This window comes from Methylobacterium aquaticum (assembly GCF_001043915.1).
In the GTDB taxonomy this organism is placed as follows: Bacteria; Pseudomonadota; Alphaproteobacteria; order Rhizobiales; family Beijerinckiaceae; genus Methylobacterium; species Methylobacterium aquaticum.
Map to the genome: position 1 here is coordinate 1 of NZ_LABX01000065.1, position 21,338 is coordinate 21,338.

Genomic DNA, 21,338 nt, shown 5'->3' on the forward strand with positions numbered 1-21,338 from the left:
GCCGTCACCGTCCGGACGGTGGCCCCGAGCCGTGGGCGGATGTCGATCAGCCCGGTCCCGCTGAGCAGGCGCAGCGCGTCGCGCACCGGCGTGCGCGACACACCGAAGCGCCGGGCGAGCACCTGCTCGTCGAGATGCAGCCCCGGCGGCAGGGCGCCCGCCAGGATCTCGTCGGCGATCCGCTCCGAGAGGAGTTCGGCGCGGGTCTTCGAGACGGACACGGACGCGATCGGACTCGTCGAGATGGAACGGCCCTCCGCTCCCGGATCACCCGGCAGGATGCGGCGCGGACCCTCGCCCGTCGAGGCGCATCGGTGAGACGGGCCCGGCCTATGAACAGGATCCGGTCAGGCCAGCACCGGACCGGGACGGCACGCAACGGCTCTCGTGCATACACGGCGGATCCGCGAAACGCCATGTCCCGCCGCCGCTCCGACCGGCGATTGCCGCCCGCATCGCCGAGCCCCTGCATACATCGGTCACCCGCATCGGCATCACCGGCGCTGGCGCGGAATTGTGCATACACGGCTGCGAAGTTGGGCGAGGCCCCCCGGATTCCCCGCCCTCCCGAGGGCGCCCGGGCGGGAGCGATGCCGAAATTCCATGCTTCGCCGCGGCAACACGGCATTCTACTCTTCGTGCAGCACGGATGACTCTCCGGCGGAGCGCGAAGCGGTGACGAAGACTGATCTTACCCGGCGGCATCTTCTCGGCGGCGCGGCGGCGCTCGGCCTTGCCGGCCTGCCCGGACGGGCGCGGGCCGCCGGCTCCCTGACGGTCGGCTTCATCTATGTCGGCCCGAAGGACGATTACGGCTACAACCAGGCCCATGCTGTCGCCGCCAAGGCGCTCAAGGGCCTGCCCGGCATCGAGGTGATCGAGGAGGAGCGCGTCCCCGAGACCAACGCCGTCGAGAAGACCATGGAGAGCATGATCAATCTCGACGGGGCCGGCCTGCTCTTTCCGACCTCGTTCGGCTATTACAACCCCTTCGTGGTCGCCGAAGCGAAGAAGTACCCGAAGGTGCAATTCCGGCATTGCGGCGGCCTGTGGAGCGACAAGGACCCGAAGAACGCGGGCTCCTATTTTGGTTACATCGCGCAGGGGCAATACCTGAACGGGATCGTGGCCGGCCATACCAGCAAGTCGAAGAAGATCGGCTTCGTGGCGGCCAAGCCGATCCCGCAGGTCCTCAACAACGTCAACGCCTTCCTGCTCGGCGCCCAGAGCGTCGATCCGAGCATCACCTGCCAGGTGATCTTCACCGGCGAATGGTCGCTGGCGGTCAAGGAGGCCGAGGCGACCAACGCCCTGATCGATGGCGGCGCCGACGTGATCACCTGCCACGTCGACAGCCCGAAGGTCACGGTCGAGACCGCGGCCCGCCGCGGCGCCTTCGTGTGCGGCTACCATGTCGACCAGTCGCCCCTTGCCCCCCAAAAATACCTCACCGGAGCCGAATGGAACTGGCTGCCGATCTACAAGGGCTTCATCGCCGACGTGCAGGCCGGCCGGACCCCGCCGAACTTCCTCCGCGGCGGCCTCGCCGACGGCTTCGTCAAGATGAGCGCCTATGGACCGGCGGTGAGCGACGGCGCCCGGCGCAACGCCGATGCCGTCAAGGCCGAGATGCTCAAGGGCGGCTACGAGATCATCAAGGGCCCGCTCAAGGACAATACCGGCAAGGAGGTTCTCCCCGCCGGCAAGGGCCTGCCCGAAAAGGCGATCGAACTCGAGGGCACGAACTATCTGGTCGCCGGGGTGAAGGGAGCGGTGTGATAGGAGTCCCGCTTGATTCGTGCGAGTAAAAGCGAGGTGCGACTCCTCTCTCCCGGATCGGCTATCGCACTTACACATCTCACTCTGATCGTTCTCACCGTTTGAGAACCGCGCGCCTCCCCTCCCCCTTGTGGGGAGGGGAAGGAACGAGACTTTACAAAAATGTCGGCTCTCAGAAAGGAAGCGCGACTGCTCTCGCCCACACGGGAGGAGGCCCCGCGCAGTCTTGATGTCAGACGAGATCAAGCGGACATCACCCGCCGCCCGGCCCGCTGATGCCGCTCCACCGTTCCTGATTCCGGAGGTCCCGCATGGTCGCCGATGCCGCCCCGTCGGGCATGACGGTCGCCGCGACGCAGCGCTCGCCCACGATCCGGGTGCTGGCTTGGCTCGCCTGTCGCGCCGAGGCGGTGGCGATCCCGCTCGGTGCCGTCCTGGCGGGCCTCGCCCTGTTCAGCCTGTTCCTCCTCGCCCTCGGCAAGTCGCCGGCAGCCCTGGTCGACCTCGTCTGGCGCGGCGGCTTCGGCTCGGCCTTCGCGTGGCAGAACAGCCTGCAACGCGCCGCGCCGCTGCTGTTCGCGGCGCTCTGCGTCGCGCTGCCGGCCCGGCTCGGGCTGGTGGTGATCGGCGGCGAGGGGGCGATCGTGCTCGGCGGCCTCGCGGCGGCGGTGGCCGCGCCGCCGCTCTCGGGCTTGCCCGCCCCCCTGGTCGTCGCCGCGATGGCGCTCGCCGGGATGCTGGCGGGCGCGGCGTGGATCGGCGCGGTCGGCGCGCTCAAAGCCTATCGCGGCGTCGACGCGACGATCGCCAGCCTGTTGATGTCCTACATCGCCATCGCGCTCGCCAACCATCTGATCGAGGGGCCTTTGCGCGATCCGACGAGCCTCAACAAGCCCTCGACCCTGCCGGTCGGCGAGGCCAACATGCTGGGGCCGATGCCGGGCCTCGGCGTGCATTGGGGCCTCGGCGCCGGCATCCTGGCCTGCCTGCTCGCCTGGCTGCTGATGGAGCGCACGACCCTCGGCTTCGCCGCCCGGATCGCCGGCGGCAACGTGCGGGCGGCGCAGATCCAGGGCCTGCCGGTCCGCCACCTCGTGGTCGGCTTCACGGCGCTCGGCGGCGCCTGCGCGGCGCTCGCCGGGTTCTTCGAGGTCGCCGCCGTGCAGGGCACCGCCAACGCGACGCTCGCCTCCGGCTACGGCTTCACCGGCATCCTCATCGCGTTCCTGGCCCGCCACAACCCGCTGGCGATTCCGCCGGTGGCCCTGGCGCTCGGCGGCCTGGAGGCGTCAAGCGGGCTGATCCAGCGCCGGATGCAGCTGCCCGACGCCACCATCCTGGTGCTTGAGGGGCTTCTGTTCCTCTGCCTCCTCGTCGGCGAGACCGCCTACGGGCGCTTCAAGATCTTCAGCCCACATCTCTGGGCATCCGCGAAGGCACGAACCGCATGAGCCCAATACCATGAGCCAGGATCTCGGCCTCTGGACGGTGCCGCTCGCGGTGATCGGCGGCGCCATCCGCGTCTCGACCCCGTTCCTGTTCGTCAGCCTCGGCGAGACGATCACGGAGCGGGCCGGGCGCATCAATCTCGGCCTCGAAGGCACGCTGGTCTTCGGCGCGATGGCGGCCTACGCCACGGCCGTGGTGACCGGCTCACCCTGGGCCGGCGTCGCGGCGGCGGGTCTTGCCGGCGCGGGCTTCGGCCTCCTGCACGGGGTGATCTGCTCGCTGCCGCGGGTCAACGACGTGGCGGTCGGCATCGCCCTGATGCTGTTCGGGGTCGGCGTCGCCTTCTTCTTCGGCAAGCCCTTCATCCAGCCCTCGGCGCCGCCGCTGCCGGCGATTCCATTCGGCTTCTGGTCGGATCTGCCGCAGGTCCAGGCGGCGTTGCGGGTCAACGTGCTGTTCCTCGCCGGTGCGGCCTTGAGCGTCGCCCTGTGGTGGGCGTTCCGCCACACCAAGGCGGGCCTGATGATCCGCGTCGCCGGCGACAGCGCCGAGGCGGCCCGGGCCATGGGCTACGACGTCACGCGGGTGCGGGTGCTCGCCACCATGGCCGGGGGCGTGCTCGCGGGCATCGGCGGCGCCTACCTGTCGCTGTACTATCCGGGCTCGTGGAACGAGGGCATCTCGTCGGGCCAGGGGCTGATGGCGGTGGCGCTGGTGATCTTCGCCCGCTGGAATCCGCTGGCCTGCTTCGGCGCGGCGCTCCTGTTCGGCGGTGCCGGCGCACTCGGCCCCGCCCTGCAATCGGTCGGCGTCTCCTCGGGCTACTACCTGTTCTACGCCGCGCCCTACGTCCTCACCCTCGGGCTCCTCGTCGCCACCTCCTCGCCCGACCGGGCGCTGGCAGGGGCTCCGGGCGAACTCGGCCTGTCGCGTTGAATGCACGTCCCCGGCGGTCTCGAACGAAGCCGTTCGAGACCGCCGGGCAAGCCCGAACGGGCGCCGGCGCCGATGCGCCGAACGCTCCTGAATCGCCCAGGCGATGCGGGAGCGCGAAGGGAAAAAGGAGTCGCGCATGAACGGCCTCGGCGGATTGAACAAGGCGCCGGACGGCGTCGTCATCGGCCTCGTGCAGCTGCAATTGCCGGTCGTCGTCACGCAGCAGGACCTGGCGGCCCAGACCGCCCGCATCGTCGCGATGGTGGGGAAGGCGCGGGCGAACCTCGCCGGGATGGACCTCGTGGTCTTCCCCGAATACGCCCTGCACGGCCTGTCGATGGACACCAATCCGGCGATCCTGTGCAGCCTCGAAGGGCCGGAGGTCGCGGCCTTCAAACAAGCCTGCCGCGACAACCGGATCTGGGGCTGCTTCTCCATCATGGAGTTCAACCCCGAGGGCAATCCCTACAATGTCGGCCTCATCATCGACGAGACGGGCGAGTTGCGGCTTTACTATCGCAAGATGCACCCCTGGGTGCCGGTCGAGCCGTGGGAGCCGGGTGATCTCGGCATCCCGGTGATCGACGGGCCGAAGGGCGCCAAGCTCGCCCTCATCATCTGCCACGACGGCATGTTCCCCGAGATGGCGCGGGAATGCGCCTACAAGGGCGCCGAGATCATGCTCCGCACCGCCGGCTACACCGCGCCGATCCGCGACGCCTGGCGCTTCACCAACCAGTCCAACGCCTTCTGCAACCTGATGGTGACCGCCAATGTCTGCATGTGCGGATCGGACGGCACCTTCGACTCGATGGGCGAGGGCATGATCGTCAACTTCGACGGCACGATCATCGCCCACGGCACCTCCGGGCGGCCCGACGAGATCATCACCGCCGAGGTCCGGCCCGATCTGGTCCGCGAGGCCCGCCGGCACTGGGGCGTCGAGAACAACATCTACCAGCTCGGCCACCGCGGGTATTCGGCCGTGACGGGCGGCGCCGGCGACTGCCCCTACACCTACATGCACGACCTCGCCGCCGGCCGCTACCGGCTGCCCTGGGAGGCGGAGGTGAGGATCACCGACGGCACCTCCTGCGGGATCCCGGCGCCGACGCGGACCTACCGGCCCGGGGCGACGCCGGGTGCGAAGGAGGCGGCGGAGTGAGCGGGGCGTCACTCCTCCCGCTTGAGCGCCGCCAGCATCTCGCGGCGCAGGATCGCATTGATGCGGGTCTGGTAGCCGCGACCTTGTGCACGCAGCCAGGCCAGTACGTCGGAATCGATCCGCACCGTCGTCGAGGTCTTGGTCGGCCGATCATATCGGCCTCGCACCGCATGGGCCCAGAACGCATCCGAGAGCGGAGGGATCTCGCTGTAGTCGATCTCGTCGTCAGGCCGCGCCGCCATGGCTTCGAGCCGGGCCGTCTGCTCCGCCGTGAGCGGCGGCAGGTCGGCTGCATCAATCGTGACGCTCGTGGGCTTCGTTCGCATATCGCCGTCGCTCGACCCGCCCGGCAAACCGTGCCGAGATGATACGGATGATCTCGATCGTCCCGCCATTGTCGTCCTCCTCGCGGTCGGCATGCGCCACGGCCAGCAGCACGGCCGATCCAACCCGGCCGATCGTGAGCCAGCGCAACTCCCCGCCCTCGACGCGATCGGCTTGGGTGAGGGCGAACGGGTCGCTGAACACGCGGGCCGCTTCCTCGAAGCTCACGCCGTGCTTTCGCAGATTCGATGCGGCCTTGGCCGGATCCCATTCGAAGCGGATCGTGACGCCCGTGATGTTACTACAAAACCGTCCCGACACCAGCAGCGCGGAGGGCGCATGAGCATGGCCACGGTCACCACCGATGCGGCTCCCACTGGGCTCTTCGTCGCCGCCGAGCCCTATCCCTGGCCCTTCGACGGCAGCCTCTCGCCGCACACCACCGCCCTCGTCATCATCGACATGCAGACCGATTTCTGCGGCGAGGGCGGCTACGTCGACGCCATGGGGTACGACCTGAGCCTCACCCGCGCCCCGATCGGGCCGATCGGCCGGCTGCTGGATGCGGCGCGGGCGAAGGGCTACCTCGTCATCCACACCCGCGAGGGGCACCGGCCTGACCTTGCCGACCTGCCGGCGAACAAGCGCTGGCGCTCGCGCCGGATCGGCGCCGGCATCGGCGATCCGGGCCCCTGCGGCCGGGTGCTGGTGCGGGGCGAGCCCGGCTGGGAGATCATCCCGGAACTGGCGCCGCGCCCCGGCGAGCCGGTGATCGACAAGCCCGGCAAGGGCTCGTTCTGCGCCACGGACCTGGAGCTGATCCTGATCCAGCGCGGCATCCGCAACCTGATCCTCACCGGGATCACCACGGATGTCTGCGTCCACACCACGATGCGCGAGGCCAACGACCGCGGCTTCGAATGTGTCATCGTCTCGGACGCGACCGCCGCGACCGATCCCGGCAATCACGAGGCGGCGCTGAAGATGGTGACGATGCAGGGCGGGGTGTTCGGCGCGGTCGCCTCCTCGGCGGCGATTCTGCGCGCGATCTCGGAGACGATCGGCTGATGGGCGCCGCGCTGTCGATCGAAACCATCGGCATGACGAAGCGCTTCGGCGCCTTCGCGGCCCTCGACGACGTCTCGATCAAGATCGAGGCCGGCGGCTTCCATGCCCTGCTGGGCGAGAACGGGGCCGGCAAGTCGACCCTGGTGAAATGCGTCATGGGCTTCTACGCCCCGACGAGCGGCAGCCTGCTGGTCGACGGCCGCGAGGGCGAGATCGCCGGTCCGAAGGCGGCGCAGGCCCAGGGACTCGGCATGGTCTACCAGCATTTCACGCTGGTGCCTTCGCTCACCGGGGCCGAGAACCTGGTGATCGCCCGGGCCGACGTGCCGCGCCTCATCGACTGGTCCAGGGAGCGGGCGGCGCTCGCCGCCTTCATGGCCGGGATGCCGTTCCGCCTCGATCTCGACCGGCCGGTGGCCACGCTCTCGGCGGGCGAGAAGCAGAAGCTCGAAATCGTCAAGCAGCTCTACCTCAAGGCGCGCTTCCTGATCCTCGACGAGCCGACCTCGGTGCTCACCCCGGCCGAGGCCGAGGAGGTGCTGGGCCTGCTCCGCGGCATGACCGATGCCGGGGCGCTGACCGTGCTGATGATCAGCCACAAGTTCCGCGAGGTCGAGACCTTCGCCCGCTCCTTCAGCGTGCTGCGCCGCGGCAAGCTCGCCGGCGGCGGCGCGGTCGGGACGGTCTCGCGCGACGACATGGCGGCGATGATGATGGGCGAGCGCCGGGTCCGCACGGTCGCGGCCCGGTCCGGCGCGCCGGATCCCGACCGCATCGTGCTGCATCTCGACGGCGTCACCGCCACCGACCCGTCGGGCCTGCGCCGGATCGCGATCGACTCCTTGAGCGTCCGGGCCCGGGAGATCGTCGGGATCGCGGGCGTCTCCGGCAACGGCCAGAAGGAGCTGGCCGACGTGCTCGGCGGCCAGATCCGCGCCACCGGCGGCCGCGTCGCGGTGGCGGGCCTGCCCTATGGGGGGAGCCGGGCCGAGAGCCGGAGCCGCCGGGTCCGGTTCATCCCCGAGGAGCCCCTGCGCAATGCCTGCGCGCCCCAGATGTCGGTGGCCGAGAATATCGGCTTTCGCGCCTTCGACCGGCGCGGCGACGGCGCCGACGGGCGCACGGCGATCTGGCTCGACAAGGCTGCGCTCCGGCGGCGCGCCAACGACCTCATCGCCCGCTTCGGGGTGAAGACCGCCTCCGCCGAGGCGCCGATCGCCACGCTCTCGGGCGGCAACGTGCAGCGCGCCGTGCTCGCCCGCGAGCTGACCGATCCGGTCGATCTCCTGATCGTGGTCAATCCCTGCTTCGGCCTCGACTTCGCGGCCGTGTCCGACATCCGCTCGCTCATCGTGGCGGCGCGCAACGGCGGCACCGCGGTGCTGCTGATCAGCGAGGATCTCGACGAGATCCTGGAATTGTCGGATCGCATCCTGGTGATGTCGGAGGGCCGCCTCGTCTACGAGACGGCGGCGGCCGAGGCCGAGATCGGCACGATCGGCCGGCACATGGCCGGGCACCATTGATACCATCGGCCCAAGATGCTGACGCATCGGGCCGATGAACCATCTCAAATTTTCGATGCCAAGCCAGAGGCTTGGCGAAAATTCGCGAACGGCACCAAAGGTCGTTTCCAACGACCGTTGGTATGAGACGCGGGGCCGGAGGACGCGGATCCACGCTCCCTTCGGCACGACGAGAGCGCCGTGGCCCTCGACGCGGCCCCGGTCGCGGGCGATGCTGCCAGGGCCGCCCTCCCCTGCCGCTCCCGGATCACGCCGCATGACGCATCGCCTGTCCGCCTCGCCCGAGACCTGCCGCTGGGGCTATCTCGATGCCGGCACCCCGCCGGTCCTGACGATCCGCAGCGGCGAGCGGGTCACGATCGAGACGGTCTCTGGCGGGCCCGACGCCCTGCCGCCGGCGGGCTTTCACGTCCCCCCGGAGCTGCTGGCGATCCACGCCGCCGAGACCGGCATCCCGCAAGGCCACATCCTGACCGGGCCGGTGGCGATCGAGGGCGCAAGGCCCGGCGACGTGCTGGAGGTGCGGATCCTCGACGTCTCTCTCCGCCAGGATTGGGGCTTCAACCGCCACCGGCCGCTCGCCGGCACCCTGCCGGACGATTTCCCCGTCTTCCACCAGATGACCATCCCCCTCGACCGGGCGCGCCTGACCGGCCGGATGCCCTGGGGCCTCGACATCCCGCTCTCGCCGTTCTTCGGCGTGATGGCGGTGGCGCCGCCGCCGGAATGGGGACGCTGCACCTCGATCATCCCGCGGGCGTTCGGCGGCAACCTCGACAACAAGGAGCTGACGGCCGGCAGCACACTCTATCTGCCGGTCTTCGTCGAGGGCGCCCTGTTCTCCTGCGGCGACGGCCACGGCGCGCAGGGCGACGGCGAGGTCAACGTCACGGCGATCGAGACGGCGCTCTCCGGCACGTTCGAGTTCGTGCTGCGGAAGGACCTGCGGCTGACGTCTCCCCAGGCCGAGACGCCGAGCCACGTCGTCACGATGGGGCTCGATCCCGACCTCGACCGCTGCGTCGAGCGGGCCTTGCGGGACATGATCGACCTCGTGGTCGCCCGGGTGGGCATCACCCGCGACGAGGCTTATGCGCTGTGCAGCATCGCCGCCGACCTGCGGGTGACGCAGACGGTCAACCAGCACAAGGGCGTGCACTGCATGCTGCGCAAGGACTATCTGGTTCGGTGAGATGCGACATCGCCTGCGGATGCGCACCGCTCGCACCGATCAAGGCCGCGAACCCGCGACCCGGGCCGGTAGTGGTGGTGCTCACCGCGGGCAAGGCGAGACCCCGAATGGCCGTTGCCGCCCCCCTCAGGGTCTCGGTTGGCGTCACAACTCTCCGCCGGCCACGGTCACGACCTGCCCCGTCACAGCCGCTGCACCTGTCCCGCACAGCCAGGCCACGGCATCCGCGACCTCGTCGGGACGCACCAGCCGGCCCTGAGGGTTGTGCCGGACCAGGGAGGCCAAAGCCGCCTCGCGGTCCCGGCCGGTCGTCGCCATGATCCGCTCCAGGCTGTCGCCGACGATATCGGTGTCGGTGAAGCCCGGGCAGACCGCGTTGACGGTGATGCCGTGGCGCGCCGTCTCCTGGGCCAGCGACCGGACGAGGCCGACCACCGCGTGCTTGGCGGCGCAATAGGCCGAGACATAAGGATAGCCCTTCTGCCCGGCGGTCGACGCGATGGCGACGATGCGGCCAAAGCCCCGTTCGGTCATGCCCGGCAAGACCGCGTGCGCGGCATGGACCGCGCCGAACAGGTTCACGTCGAGCATGCGCCGGAACAGGGCCGCGTCGCTGCGGCCGAAAGGAGCGGATTCCGCCGCCCCCGCATTCGCCACCAGGATGTCGACCGGCGCCCGCGCGGCGATCTCCGCGAAGGCCCGGGCCACCGCCGCCTCGTCGGTCACGTCGAGCGGGACGGCGTGGTGGGCCGCGCCCTCGGCGACCGCCTGGGCGAGGGCCTCGGCGTTTCGGCCGAGGATCGTCACGGTCATCCCGTCGCGGCTCAGCCGCGCGGCGATGGCGCGGCCGATGCCGCGGGCGCCACCGGTGACGACGGCGTGGCGGGGGGCGAAGGACGCGGTCATCGTCAGGCTCCCGGGCGCACGTAGTCGGCGAGCGTCGCGTCATGCACGTCGTCGAGGTTGACCACGATGTTCTCGGGCGTCCGGCACGTCAACCAGACCAGCTCCTCGGTCGTGCTCATGTTGGCCTCGACATGGGGCATGAACGGCGGCACGAACACGAAATCACCCTCGGTCATGTCGACGAACTCGGCGTAGCCGGCGCCGAAATAGATCCGTCCCCTGCCCTTCAGCACGTAGCCGCCGGTCTCGGCCTCGCCGTGGTGATGCGGCAGCGAGCGGTAGCCCGGCTCGTTCGAGACCTTGCCGTACCAGATCTTCGTGGCGGGGGTGTGCTGCGGGCTGACGCCGGAGATACGCACCGCGCCGCCGGATTGGCCGGTGCGGGTATCCTCCTGGCCGGCGCGGGTCACGACGGGCTTCAGGGCGTCGGTCATGGCTGTTCTCCTGAGCAGGTTTGACGATGTGACGTGGAGAGGCAGAGCGGACTTGCGTTTTTTCGTCCCGCCCTCGACCTCGTCCTGAGGTCGCGGGGTGGGATGAGGCCATGGTTCGTCCGGCCGGCTGTCAGAGGAGGCCGGTCTCGACCGCGACCCGGCGATAGGCGGCGCCGGCGGTGAAGCCGCCGTCGATCACGAAATCCTCGCCGGTGATGAAGCTCGCCTCGTCGCTGGCCAGGAAGCGCACCAGCCGCGCGACCTCGTCCGGCTCGCCCGGGCGGCCCATCGGCGTCATGCCGATCATCGGGGCGAGGTGGGGCGAGCCCGCGTTGAGCCCGGTAACGACGAGGCCGGGGCAGACCGCGTTGACCCGGATCCGGTCGCCGACCAGCTCCATCGCCGCCGTCTTGGTGAGCCCGCGCAGGCCCCACTTGCTCGCCGTATAGGCCGGATCGGCATGGCCCGAGAAGGCCGAGTTCGACGCGATGTTGACGATGCTGCCCCCGCCCGCCGCGCGCATCGCCGGGGCGACGGCGCGAATGCCCAGGAAGGCGCCGGTGAGGTTGACGGCCAGCACCCGGTTCCAGGCGGCGAGATCCGTCGCCGCCACGCCGGTGCGGTTGATGATGCCGGCATTGTTGACGAGGATGTCGAGGCGCCCGCGCCAGCCGAGGGCGGCGGCCACCAGCGCGTCCCAGCCCTCGGGCGCGGTCACGTCGGCGGACTGGAAGCGCACGTCCAGCCCGTCGTCGCGCAATTCGGCGGCGTAGGCTTCGCCCTCACCGGCCAGCACGTCGCAGATCGTGACGGCGACGCCGGACCGGGCCAGCAGGCGGGCCTGGGCCGCGCCCTGGCCGCGGCTGCCGCCGGTGACGATGGCGGCCTTGCCCTGAAGATCCGAGAAGGCGTCCATCTCACGCTCCCTGGATCACGGCCTGGCGCTGCTCGCCGAGCCCGTCGATGCCGAGCCGCATCACCTGGCCGGGCCGCAGGAAGACCGGGGGCTTCTGGCCGAGCCCGACCCCGGGGGGCGTGCCGGTGGCGATGACGTCGCCCGGGTGCAGCGTCATGAACCCGCTGATGTAGCTGACGATGTCGGCGACGCCGAAGATCATCCGGGCGGTGCTGCCGGTCTGGCGGCGGACCCCGTCGACGTCGAGCCAGAGGCCGAGGGCCTGCGGGTCCGGCACCTCGTCGCGGGTCACCAGCCAGGGACCCAGGGGGCCGAAAGTGTCGGCGCTCTTGCCCTTGGTCCATTGCCCGCCGCGCTCGGACTGGAAGGCGCGCTCGGAGACATCGTTGACGACGCAATAGCCGGCGACGACGCTCAACGCCTCGTCCCGCGAGACGTACTTGGCCTTCGTCCCGATGACGACGCCGAGTTCGACCTCCCAGTCGGTCTTCTCGGAGCCGCGCGGGATCTCGACGGCGTCGTTCGGGCCGCAGACCGCGCTCGTCGCCTTTATGAACAGCACCGGCTCCGCCGGCGGCGCCTTGCCGGTCTCGGCGGCGTGGTCGGCGTAGTTGAGGCCGACGCAGATGACCTTGCCGATCTGCCCGACGCAGGCGCCGATCCGCGGCGTGCCGGCCACCAGCGGCAACGCCGCCGGATCGAGGGCGCGCAGGCGCGCAAGGCTCTCGTCCGACAAAGCCGGACCGGCAATGTCGCCGAGATGGGCGCCGAGGTCGCGGATGCGGCCCTCGGCATCGAGGAGGCCAGGGCGCTCCGCCCCGGGCTCTCCATATCGCAACAGCTTCATGGCGCGTCTCCGCTGGGCTGCATCAGTAGAAATTGGGCGCCTGGGCCAGGGTGGACCACAGAGCAGGATCGTGGCCCGGAATCACCCGGGCCTGGCTCCGCTCGGCGACGGCCCGGAGCTTGGCGACGGACCGCACCGTCTCGGTGACCGAGGTCACGGCGCCAGGCAGAGCGCGATCGTGCCAGTGGTCCATCGTGTCGGCGGCATCGACCGCCAGCAGGGTCGTGCCGCGGGCGGTGCGGACCAGGAAGGACTGGTGCCCGACCGTGTGGCCGGGGGAGCGGATGCAGGTGATCGATCCGTCGCCATAGAGATCGTAGAAGTCGCCCCAGGCGTCGTCGAGCAGGAGCCAGTCCAGCCCGGGCCGGTCGAAATCGGCCCGCACGAAGGCGCCGGCGCAGAACCAGTCCGGCGACAGGGCGTAGTCGAGGGCGGTCCGCTGGACGACGTGACGGGCATTCGGGAAGGCGCCGATCGCACCGGTATGGTCGAGGTGGAGATGCGACAGCAGCACGGTCCGCACCTCGGCCGGGTCGAAGCCCGCCGCGCGCATCTGGGCGGCGCAATCCTCGCCCGGGCGGACCCGGGGCACGAACACCTCGGCAACCGGGCCCCAATGCCCCTTCGGGTCGGTGGCGCAGATCGCCGGGAAGCCGCCATCGATCACGACGTGACCGCGGGGATGGGTGATCAGATACCACGGCACCGGGATCTCGAACGGCTGGCCCATCCCCTCGTTCAGGTAGATGTCCTGGTGGCGGCAGCCGAGGGTGCCGGTCTGGAAGAGATACAGGCGGATGTCGGACATGGTTCCTCCCCAGGATCTGGGCGCCAGCCATTAGTTCAAGCTTGAAGCGCATGGCCATAGGGCGCCGGTTTCGCCCTCGCGTCAAGAGAAACTTCAAGCTTGAAGCTTGTCCCGAGGGGCTGGTCCGCGTAGGGTCCTGTCGCGGGGTCACGGCGACCCGGACGAGCCTGGACCGGAGGACGGACCGATGGATGCAGCACCCGACGACGCAGTGCCGCTTGTGCGGACCCTGACCCTGCCCTCCGAGGCGAACCTGAATGGCGGCGTCTTCGGCGGCTGGATCATGGCCGAGCTGGACAAGGCTGCCGGATTGCTGGGGATGCGCCGGGCGCAAGGTCCCTGCGCCACCGTCGCGGTGGAGAACCTGCGCTTCGTCACCGCCCTCAGGGTCGGCGAGGAGTTCTCGATCTACGGCCAGGTCGAAGCGGTCGGCCGCAGCTCGATGCGGCTCAAGCTCGACGGACATGCGGCGCCGCCGGGCGGCGGCGAGACGCGGCGGGTGGTGGAGGCGCTGTTCGTCTCCGTGGCGCTCGACGGCGAGGGCCGGACCCGGCCGGTGCCGTGAGGTGCGGAACGGGTGCTAGGCTGATCCGAGCGCCCCCGAAGACGCCCCACCCACCGTCCATGTCCAGTTCTCCGCTGCGCGGTCCGGACACGGATGGTGGGTGGTCACGAGTGGTGGATGCCTCGCAGAACGCTCAATCCCGCCCCCGCCGCCGGGACGGCTCGCGGGGCTCGATGTGGCTCTGCGCCGAGCGCTTGAGCCGGGCGAGATGGTCGGTCAGTCCGGCGATCTCGGCATCGGAGAGGCCGGCGAACAGCTCCTCGACCCAGCCGTTATGCGCCTCCGCCATGGTGCGGAAGGCCGCCCGGCCCGCATGGGTCAGGCGGATGATCTGCGCGCGGCGGTCGGTCGGCGAGGGCTGGCGGGTGATGTACCCACTCGCCAGGAGCTTGTCGACGACGGCCGTGACGTTGCCGGCCGAGACCATCAGCAGCTTCGACGCCTCGCCGAGGACGAGCCCGTCCTCGGCCTTGTCGAGCTGGGCCAGGAGGTCGAAGCGCGGCAGCGTGAAGTCGAACTGCTCCCGCAGCCGGGACCGGATCTCGTTCTCGATCAGGGTGGTGCAGGCGAGGAGGCGCAGCCACGCCCGCACGGAGGTGCGGGTGTCCCGCCCCTCCACGACCGCATCGCCCTCCGCCCGCTCGTCCAACCGCAAGATCCCGGCCTCGTCGCTCCGGGCGTCATAAGCCCGATTCCGGCCGGCAACGCAAATGCCGGCCGGTGGGCTCCCGGTCACGACGCCTCCGGCACCGCGGGCAGACGCAATTCGGCGCGGGTCTTCGGCCGGCCGCGCATCTTGAGATCCTCCAGGTCGGCCCGGTCGCGCACGGCGTTGCGGAAGATCTGGTCCTTGCCCGGGGCGTATTGCGGCGGACAGTGGATGTCGCCTGCACCGTACCAGGCCGCGGCCCGCAAGGTGAAGCCGGGATCGGCCAGGTGCGGCCGGCCGAGCGCCACGATGTCGGCCCGGCCCGCCGCCAGGATGGTGTTGATCTGGTCCGGCGTCGTGATGTTGCCGACGCACATCGTGGCGGTGCCGGCCTCGTTGCGGATCCGCTCGGCGAACGGCGTCTGGAACATCCGGCCGTAGAGCGGGCGCGAGGCCCGGACGGTCTGGCCGGTCGAGACGTCGACGAGATCGACGCCGGCGTCGCGGAACGCGCTGGCGATCGCCACCGACTCCTCCGGCGTCAGGCCGCCCTCGGCCCAGTCGGTGGCCGAGACGCGCACCGACATCGGCTTGTGGGCGGGCCAGGCCGCCCGCATCGCCGAGAAGACGTCGAGCGGGAAGCGCAGGCGGTTCTGGACCGTCCCGCCATAGGCGTCGGTGCGGTGGTTGGTCAGCGGCGAGAGGAAGCTCGCCAGCAGGTAGCCGTGGGCGCAGTGCAGTTCCAGCATGTCGAAGCCCGCCCGCTCCGCCCGCTCGGTGGCGGCGACGAAGTCGGCGACGACGGCCTCCATGTCGGTCCGGGTCATCTCCCGCGGCACGGTGCTGTCGGGGAAGTACGGCAGCGGGGAGGCCGACATCACCTCCCAGCCGCCCTCAGGCAACGGCCGGTCCATGCCCTCCCACATCAGCTTGGTCGCCCCCTTTCGCCCGGCATGGCCGAGCTGGAGGCAGAACTTGGTCGCCGCATTGGCGTGGACGAAATCGACGATGCGGGTCCAGGCCGCCTCCTGGGCGTCGTTCCACAGCCCGGTGCAGCCGGGCGTGATGCGGGCGTCGCGCGAGACACAAGTCATCTCGGTGAACATGAGACCAGGGCCGCCGATCGCCCGGGCGCCGTAATGGACGAGGTGGAAATCGCCGGGCACGCCCTCTTGTGCCGAATACAGGCACATCGGCGCCATCGCCACGCGGTTCGGCAGCACCATCTCGCGCAAGCGGAAGGGCTGGAACATCGGGGCTGCGGGCGTGTCGAGCGACACGTCGAAGCCGGCCGCCCGCACGCCCTCGGCGAAGACGCGGTCCATCCGGTCGACGAAGTCGGGCGCGCGCAGGCGCAGGTTGTCGTAGGTGATCGCCTTGGCGCGGGTCATCGCCCCGAAGGCGAACTGCACCGGCTCGAAGTCGAGATAGCGCGCCACGTGCTCGAACCAGACCAGCGACACGTCGGCGGCGTGCTGGATCTTCTCCACCTCCTCGCGCCGCCCGCGCTCGAACCGGGTCAGCGCCGACGGGACCTCCGCCTCGGCCACCAGCGCCTCGTAGAGGGCGATCGCGTCCTCCATGGCGAGCTTGGTGCCCGAGCCGATCGAGAAATGCGCGGTCGCCTTGGCGTCCCCCAGCAGCACCCTGTTGCCGCGCACCCAGCGGGCGTTGCGGATCATCGGAAATTGCCGCCAGATCGAGCGGTTGGTCAGGATCTCGTGCTCGCCGAGGACATCGGCGAAGATCGCCTTCATGCGCGCCGCCGACTCCGCCTCGCTGCAAAGGCCGAGGCCGGCCCGCGCGAAGGTGTCGGGATCGGTCTCGAACACCCAGGTCGAGCGGCCGCGCTCGTACTGGTAGGCATGGGCGATGAACGGCCCCCACTCCGTCTCCCGGAACAGGAAGGTGAAGGCGTCCAGCGGCTTGGTCGAGCCCATCCAGGCGAAGCGGTTCGGCCGCAGGTCAACCGTCGTGCCGAAATGTTCGGCATGGCGCTGCCGGTAGGCGCTGTTGATGCCGTCGGCGACGACGACGAGGTCGTGATCGTCGAACTCTTCCGGATCCGCTTCGGTCTGGAACACCATCTCGACGCCGAGCCCCCGGGCGCGGTCCTGGAGGATGGTGAGCAGGGTGGAACGGGCGCAGCCGCAGAAGCCGTTGCCGCCGATCCGGTGGACCTCGCCCTTCACGTGGATGGCGATGTCGTCCCAGTAGGCGAATTCTTCCGTGATCCGGGCATAGCTCTCGGGATCGTAGCGCTCGAAGATATCGAGGGTCGCGTCCGAGAAGACGACCCCGAAACCGAAGGTGTCGTCGGGCCGGTTGCGCTCGTAGACGGTGATCTGGGTCTCCGGGAAGCGCTTCTTCGTCAGGATCGCTAGGTACAGGCCGGCCGGCCCCGCCCCCACGATGGCGATCCGCAGAGCCGCGCGACCCGCGGCACCCGTCTTGCTGATGTCACCCATCACAACCCTCCCGGTCGAGCGGCGGGGGCGTCCGCGCCCGTGTTGCTTCATGCTTAAAGCATCTTGTCGCGGATCGCAAGATGCTTTAAGCATGAAGCAATGGCGGGCAACGAAGCCCGCCCGCATCGAATGCGAGGGCCTCACCGTGGATGAGCCGTTCGAGACCCAGACCCCCGTCGACACCTTCGCCCGCGACAACCTTCCGCCGCGCGAGACCTGGCCCGAGCTGATCTTCGCGCTTCCGGATCTGCGCACTCCCCGCCGCCTGAACTGCGTGACGCCGTTCCTCGACCGCTGGATTGCGGAAGGCCGGGGCCACGCCCTCTGCCTGATCGGCGAGCACGAATCGCTGACCTACCGGCAGCTGTTCGAGCGGGTGAACCGCATCGCCAACGTCCTGGTGAACCGCCTCGGCCTGTGCCCGGGCAACCGGGTTCTGCTCCGCTCGGGCAACACCCCGATGATGGTCGCGACCTATCTGGCGGTGCTGAAGGCCGGCGGCATCGTGGTCGCCACGATGCCGCTGCTGCGGGCCCGCGAGATCGCCTATCCGCTCAACAAGGCGCAGATCCGCCTCGCGCTCTGCGACCGCCGCCTCGCGGCCGAGATGGAGGGCGCCCGCGCCCACGCGCCCGGCCTCGACCGCGTGATCTATTGGGGCGGCGGGCCCGACTCCCTCGAGGCGCTGATGGAGGCCGAGAGCCCGGCCTTCACGGCCGCCGACACCGCCGCCGACGACGTCTGCCTGATCGCCTTCACCTCGGGCACGACCGGCGAGCCGAAGGGGGCGATGCACGTCCACCGCGACATGCTGGCGATCTGCGACACCTATGCGCGCCATGTCGTGCGGGCCGGCCCCGACGACCGCTTCATCGGCTCGGCGCCCTTCGCCTTCACCTTCGGCCTTGCCATCATCCTGTTCCCGATGCGGGTCGGCGGCTCGGCGGTGGTGCTGGAGAAGGCCGGCCCGGACGACCTCGCCCAGGCGATCGGGCGCGAGCGGGCGACGATCTGCTTCACCGCGCCCACCGCCTACCGGGCGATGCTGGCCAAGTTCGCGAGTTACGACCTGTCGTCGCTGCGCCGCTGCATCTCGGCCGGCGAAGCGTTGAACCGCGCCACCTTCGAGGCGTGGAAGGCCGCCACCGGCCTCACCCTGCTCGACGGGATCGGCGGGACCGAGATGCTGCACATCTACATCGCCTCGCCGGAGGAGGAGGTCCGCCCCGGCGCGACCGGCCGGCCGGTGACGGGCTACGAGGCCAGGGTGGTCGATGCGCAGGGGCGCGAGGTGCCCCCCGGCACGGTCGGGCGCCTCGCCGTGCGCGGGCCGACCGGCTGCCGCTACCTCGCCGATCCGCGCCAGGGCGCTTACGTCGTCGACGGCTGGAACTATCCGGGCGACAGCTACCTCATGGATGAGGACGGGTATTTCTGGTACCAGGCCCGCTCCGACGACATGATCGTCGCCTCCGGCTACAACATCGCGGGGCCGGAGGTGGAGGCGGCGCTCCTGCGTCATCCGGCCATCCTCGAATGCGGGGTCGTCGGGGCACCGGACCCGGAACGGGGCACCATCGTCAAGGCCTACGTGGTCACGCAGCCCGGCGTGACGGCCGACGCCGCCTTCGCCAAGGCGCTCCAGGATTTCGTCAAGGCCGAGATCGCCCCCTACAAGTATCCGCGGGCGATCGAGTTCGTCGCGGCCCTGCCGAAGACCGCCTCGGGCAAGATCCAGCGGTTCGCGCTGCGCCGCCGCGCCGCCGAGGCTGCGATGCCGGTTCGGCTGGCGGCCTCCGCATGAGCGCCGGGACGTCCCGCTCGACGCCGCCGGACCGGGCGGCCCTGGAGGGCCTCTTCTCCGCCCCCGTCAGGGTGCGCTTCTCGCACTGCGACCCGGCCGGGATCGTCTACTTCCCGCGCTGGTTCGACCTGATGAACGACGTGGTGGAGGACTGGTTCGCCGAGAGCCTCGGCCTCGACTATCGCGGCTTCCACTAGGCGCGCGGCATCGGCCTCGGCTACGCCCATGCGGAGGCGGATTTCGCCCGGCCGGGCTTCTGGGGCGACCGGCTCGACGTGGTCGTGCGCGTCACCCGCGTCGGCGGGGCCTCCCTCGCCCTCGCCCTGTCGGCCTTCCGCGGGGCGGAACCGGTCTTCGCCGCCCGCCTCGTCATCGTCACCACCTCCCTCGCGGAGCGCCACGCGGTGCCCCTGCCCGACGACCTGCGGGCGGCGGCGATCCGCTACCGCGACGCCCATTCGCACCTCGGAGACATCCCATGAGCATCCTGACCGCGAGCCGGCCCGCCGCCCGCCTGCAACCCGCCGGCTGGCCGGCGCCCCGGGGCTACGCCAACGGCATGGCGGCGAGCGGCCGCCTCGTCGTCACCGGCGGCGTGGTCGGCTGGGACGAGCGGGAGGTTTTCCCGGACGGGCTCGTCGCCCAGGTGCGTCAGGCGCTCCTCAACATCCGGGCGATCCTGGCCGAGGCCGGTGCCGAGCCGCACCACCTCGTGCGCCTGACCTGGTACGTCACCGACATGGATGCCTACCTGGAGGCGCGCCGTGACCTCGGCGGGGTCTATCGGGCGGTGTTCGGCACGCACTTCCCCGCCATGGCCCTGGTACAGGTCGTGCGGCTGGTCGAGCCGCCGGCGCTGGTCGAGATCGAGGCGACAGCGGTGATCCCGGACTAAGCAGACGTGCGGTGGTCGGCCGACGCTTCGCCTGCTTAGGTTCTTGTTTTGTCGCAGATTTTTATCGCCGAACCGGTGACCGCTTCGGCGAAATCTGCTGAGAGCAGCGCCCAATCACATCCCAACCCGGCACACGACAGGGCGGCTCGGCCACACGACGCTCGCCCGTCTGCGCCGCGTCCTCCCGTGCCGGAACGGCATGCCGATCCACGATCATCTCGGCGACCTTGTCGCGGCGCGCAATCCCGTCGCCGTCCAGCGCTGCGTTGCGGGATGGGCTGTGACGCAGACCGAGACGCCGTTCAAGGTGATCGCGCGTGGCGGCAAGACCTCGCGCCGCTGGGACCCGGGCACGGTCAGCGAAGCCATATCAGCCGTCGCCCGTGGAGAACGGGATTTCCCGCACCTCGCCTTCCCCGGACAACTCTGCTTCATCCCGGGTCAGGCCGACCGGGGGGCCCGGGCGCGTCGCGCTCTCGATGATCGCCTCCCATGACTTCCCCCTCGCCCGCAGGAACGCGATCGACGGACCCTGGGCGTCGCCATAGACCTGGATCGTGCGCTCGACGATGCGGGTCCGGTACGGCTCCGGCGTCAAAGCCTTGAAGTGGACGGCCAGGCGCCGCCGCTCGGCATGCACCGCCCGCGCGATCGTCTCGGCGGGCAGGCCGTCGCGCCGCATCTCGGCCACGCCGTCGCGCAGGTCGCGCACGGCCATCTCGTAGCAGGAGCGAAGGGTCATCGGCAGGCCACCCGTCAGGTCTCCAGGCAACCATAACGGCCGCCATCCGGGGAGGCGACAACCTCGACACCGGCATGGCACTGGAACCGGACGCAACCATTGGCGAACGGCTAACCCTTATCTGCCATGGTGGACCCGAACCGCGTTGCGAATCGGCTGCATCGTGCGGACACGACACCACCCCGCCTGGCCTTTCGGGCCGCCGGGGCTCGCTCCGCCAAGGCGGAGGGCCTTGCCGCTGTAGCATGGCCGGTCCAGCGCGGCCCGCGGCCCCGGGCCGACGTCGAGCGGGTCCAGGACCTGGCCGTCATATGACCTTGGGTAATGCGGGTGCGTGATCCGTGCCCGGTGCCGGGACCGCGAGCGGGACTTCGCGCCCCCGCCCGCTTCCCCGTCGCCCTGCCCCACCAGAAGCGCGATACGTGGCTGGCGCGCGACCAGGGCCGCCATCGCCCGGTCTGCCCGCTTGGCCGCAAAACCCTCGAGCGACTGGCCGCCGGCAACCATCTGCGCGATCACCGCACCGGCGAGCGGCTGCGACAGGGCGAGCGTCCCGACCATCGACAGGAGCACGACGAGGTCGAGTCCGACCTCACCCCGGAGAAGGCTCGTCGCCATCTGGACCACCAAGACGGCAAGGACCGCCACGCTCCAGGCCAGGGCGGCGGCCTCCGCATGATCGAGGAACTGGGTGGCGATCCGGCACGGAGGCCGAGAAGCGGCAGGGCCTTGAACCCGCCGCGCCAGATCGCCGTCCATCCCGCACGCGCCGCCCGGCCGCCGACGATCGCGCCGAGAACGCGGCGAAAGACTCCGCCAAAAACTCCGGCAAAGAGCTTTCCACAATCGTCCGCCGCTCCGTCCG

Annotated in this window: 24 protein-coding genes; 12 read left to right on the top strand and 12 right to left on the bottom strand. The window is 70.4% G+C overall.

The window, feature by feature from the left end:
* On the bottom strand, positions 1-221 hold a 221-nt coding region (locus VP06_RS09035), incomplete at its 3' end, for a GntR family transcriptional regulator (protein ID WP_048463458.1).
* A 454-nt stretch (positions 222-675) separates the two neighbouring features.
* On the opposite strand from VP06_RS09035, the gene VP06_RS09040 reads away from it, so the two are divergent.
* The 4 genes from VP06_RS09040 (at position 676) to VP06_RS09055 (ending at position 5,329) form a co-directional block, all read left to right on the top strand.
* On the top strand, positions 676-1,779 hold the full coding sequence (locus VP06_RS09040) for a BMP family ABC transporter substrate-binding protein (RefSeq protein WP_048463526.1): 1,104 nt from the start codon (positions 676-678) through the stop codon (positions 1,777-1,779).
* Positions 1,780-2,117: 338 nt separating this feature from the next.
* Positions 2,118-3,230, top strand: a complete 1,113-nt coding sequence (locus VP06_RS09045) for an ABC transporter permease (RefSeq protein ID WP_245291115.1) — start codon at positions 2,118-2,120, stop codon at positions 3,228-3,230.
* A 10-nt stretch (positions 3,231-3,240) separates the two neighbouring features.
* Positions 3,241-4,164, top strand: coding sequence for an ABC transporter permease (locus tag VP06_RS09050; RefSeq protein WP_048463460.1), 924 nt, complete (start codon positions 3,241-3,243; stop codon positions 4,162-4,164).
* 136 nt (positions 4,165-4,300) lie between these two features.
* Positions 4,301-5,329, top strand: coding sequence for a formamidase (locus tag VP06_RS09055; RefSeq protein WP_048463461.1), 1,029 nt, complete (start codon positions 4,301-4,303; stop codon positions 5,327-5,329).
* An 8-nt stretch (positions 5,330-5,337) separates the two neighbouring features.
* On the opposite strand, the gene VP06_RS09060 is transcribed toward VP06_RS09055, so the two are convergent.
* Together VP06_RS09060 and VP06_RS09065 are read right to left on the bottom strand one after the other, a co-directional pair.
* The gene (locus VP06_RS09060) at positions 5,338-5,655 is read right to left on the bottom strand and encodes a BrnA antitoxin family protein (RefSeq protein WP_048463462.1); all 318 of its coding nucleotides are present in this window, start codon (positions 5,653-5,655) and stop codon (positions 5,338-5,340) included.
* On the bottom strand, positions 5,624-5,974 hold the full coding sequence (locus tag VP06_RS09065; protein WP_245291111.1) for a BrnT family toxin: 351 nt from the start codon (positions 5,972-5,974) through the stop codon (positions 5,624-5,626). The genes VP06_RS09060 and VP06_RS09065 overlap by 32 nt, the downstream gene beginning before the upstream one ends.
* A gap of 18 nt (positions 5,975-5,992) precedes the next feature.
* On the opposite strand from VP06_RS09065, the gene biuH reads away from it, so the two are divergent.
* From biuH to VP06_RS09080, 3 genes are all read left to right on the top strand, one after another.
* The gene (biuH, locus tag VP06_RS09070) at positions 5,993-6,721 is read left to right on the top strand and encodes a biuret amidohydrolase (protein WP_048463463.1); all 729 of its coding nucleotides are present in this window, start codon (positions 5,993-5,995) and stop codon (positions 6,719-6,721) included.
* A complete protein-coding gene (locus VP06_RS09075; RefSeq protein ID WP_048463464.1) occupies positions 6,721-8,247 on the top strand; it encodes an ABC transporter ATP-binding protein in 1,527 nt (508 codons plus the stop codon). Before biuH ends, VP06_RS09075 begins: the two co-directional genes overlap by 1 nt.
* 256 nt (positions 8,248-8,503) lie before the next feature.
* Positions 8,504-9,439: an acetamidase/formamidase family protein gene (locus tag VP06_RS09080; protein WP_048463465.1), complete on the top strand. Its 936-nt coding sequence runs from the start codon at positions 8,504-8,506 to the stop codon at positions 9,437-9,439.
* A gap of 144 nt (positions 9,440-9,583) precedes the next feature.
* On the opposite strand, the gene VP06_RS09085 is transcribed toward VP06_RS09080, so the two are convergent.
* From VP06_RS09085 to attM, 5 genes are all read right to left on the bottom strand, one after another.
* Positions 9,584-10,345 (bottom strand): SDR family NAD(P)-dependent oxidoreductase, encoded by a 762-nt coding sequence (locus VP06_RS09085; protein WP_048463466.1) that lies wholly within the window; start codon positions 10,343-10,345, stop codon positions 9,584-9,586.
* Positions 10,346-10,347: 2 nt separating this feature from the next.
* Complete coding sequence (locus tag VP06_RS09090) at positions 10,348-10,779, bottom strand: cupin domain-containing protein (RefSeq protein WP_048463467.1); 432 nt, start codon at positions 10,777-10,779, stop codon at positions 10,348-10,350.
* Positions 10,780-10,909: 130 nt separating this feature from the next.
* The gene (locus tag VP06_RS09095; RefSeq protein WP_048463468.1) at positions 10,910-11,695 is read right to left on the bottom strand and encodes an SDR family NAD(P)-dependent oxidoreductase; all 786 of its coding nucleotides are present in this window, start codon (positions 11,693-11,695) and stop codon (positions 10,910-10,912) included.
* Position 11,696: 1 nt separating this feature from the next.
* A complete protein-coding gene (locus tag VP06_RS09100) occupies positions 11,697-12,542 on the bottom strand; it encodes a fumarylacetoacetate hydrolase family protein (RefSeq protein ID WP_048463469.1) in 846 nt (281 codons plus the stop codon).
* Between the two features lie 22 nt (positions 12,543-12,564).
* Positions 12,565-13,350: an AttM family quorum-quenching N-acyl homoserine lactonase gene (attM, locus tag VP06_RS09105; RefSeq protein ID WP_048463470.1), complete on the bottom strand. Its 786-nt coding sequence runs from the start codon at positions 13,348-13,350 to the stop codon at positions 12,565-12,567.
* 187 nt (positions 13,351-13,537) lie between these two features.
* Here attM and VP06_RS09110 point away from each other — a divergent pair, with 187 nt between their 5' ends.
* Positions 13,538-13,915: an acyl-CoA thioesterase gene (locus tag VP06_RS09110; protein WP_048463471.1), complete on the top strand. Its 378-nt coding sequence runs from the start codon at positions 13,538-13,540 to the stop codon at positions 13,913-13,915.
* Positions 13,916-14,048: 133 nt separating this feature from the next.
* Here the strand turns inward: VP06_RS09110 and VP06_RS09115 are convergent, their stop codons facing one another.
* Both VP06_RS09115 and VP06_RS09120 read right to left on the bottom strand, forming a co-directional pair.
* The gene (locus VP06_RS09115; RefSeq protein ID WP_342586809.1) at positions 14,049-14,570 is read right to left on the bottom strand and encodes a MarR family winged helix-turn-helix transcriptional regulator; all 522 of its coding nucleotides are present in this window, start codon (positions 14,568-14,570) and stop codon (positions 14,049-14,051) included.
* Between the two features lie 77 nt (positions 14,571-14,647).
* Positions 14,648-16,990 (bottom strand): bifunctional salicylyl-CoA 5-hydroxylase/oxidoreductase, encoded by a 2,343-nt coding sequence (locus tag VP06_RS09120; RefSeq protein WP_048463528.1) that lies wholly within the window; start codon positions 16,988-16,990, stop codon positions 14,648-14,650.
* A 133-nt stretch (positions 16,991-17,123) separates the two neighbouring features.
* Between VP06_RS09120 and VP06_RS09125 the strand changes: the two genes are divergently transcribed.
* Genes VP06_RS09125 through VP06_RS09135 form a run of 4 tightly spaced genes read left to right on the top strand, consistent with a single transcriptional unit; the run spans position 17,124 to position 19,731 of the window.
* Positions 17,124-18,836 carry a benzoate-CoA ligase family protein gene (locus VP06_RS09125; protein WP_082167287.1) on the top strand — a complete coding sequence of 571 codons (1,713 nt, stop codon included), beginning with the start codon at positions 17,124-17,126 and terminating at the stop codon, positions 18,834-18,836.
* The gene (locus tag VP06_RS34685) at positions 18,833-19,033 is read left to right on the top strand and encodes an acyl-CoA thioesterase (protein ID WP_053081616.1); all 201 of its coding nucleotides are present in this window, start codon (positions 18,833-18,835) and stop codon (positions 19,031-19,033) included. The genes VP06_RS09125 and VP06_RS34685 overlap by 4 nt, the downstream gene beginning before the upstream one ends.
* A gap of 9 nt (positions 19,034-19,042) precedes the next feature.
* A complete protein-coding gene (locus VP06_RS34690) occupies positions 19,043-19,318 on the top strand; it encodes a hotdog domain-containing protein (protein ID WP_082167288.1) in 276 nt (91 codons plus the stop codon).
* A complete protein-coding gene (locus VP06_RS09135) occupies positions 19,315-19,731 on the top strand; it encodes a RidA family protein (protein WP_048463473.1) in 417 nt (138 codons plus the stop codon). Before VP06_RS34690 ends, VP06_RS09135 begins: the two co-directional genes overlap by 4 nt.
* 370 nt (positions 19,732-20,101) lie before the next feature.
* Here VP06_RS09135 and VP06_RS09140 read toward each other — a convergent pair whose 3' ends face one another.
* Positions 20,102-20,473: a cell wall-binding protein gene (locus tag VP06_RS09140; RefSeq protein WP_245291113.1), complete on the bottom strand. Its 372-nt coding sequence runs from the start codon at positions 20,471-20,473 to the stop codon at positions 20,102-20,104.
* Positions 20,474-20,590: 117 nt separating this feature from the next.
* On the bottom strand, positions 20,591-21,232 hold the full coding sequence (locus tag VP06_RS38715; protein WP_048463474.1) for a hypothetical protein: 642 nt from the start codon (positions 21,230-21,232) through the stop codon (positions 20,591-20,593).
* Positions 21,233-21,338: the final 106 nt, after the last annotated feature.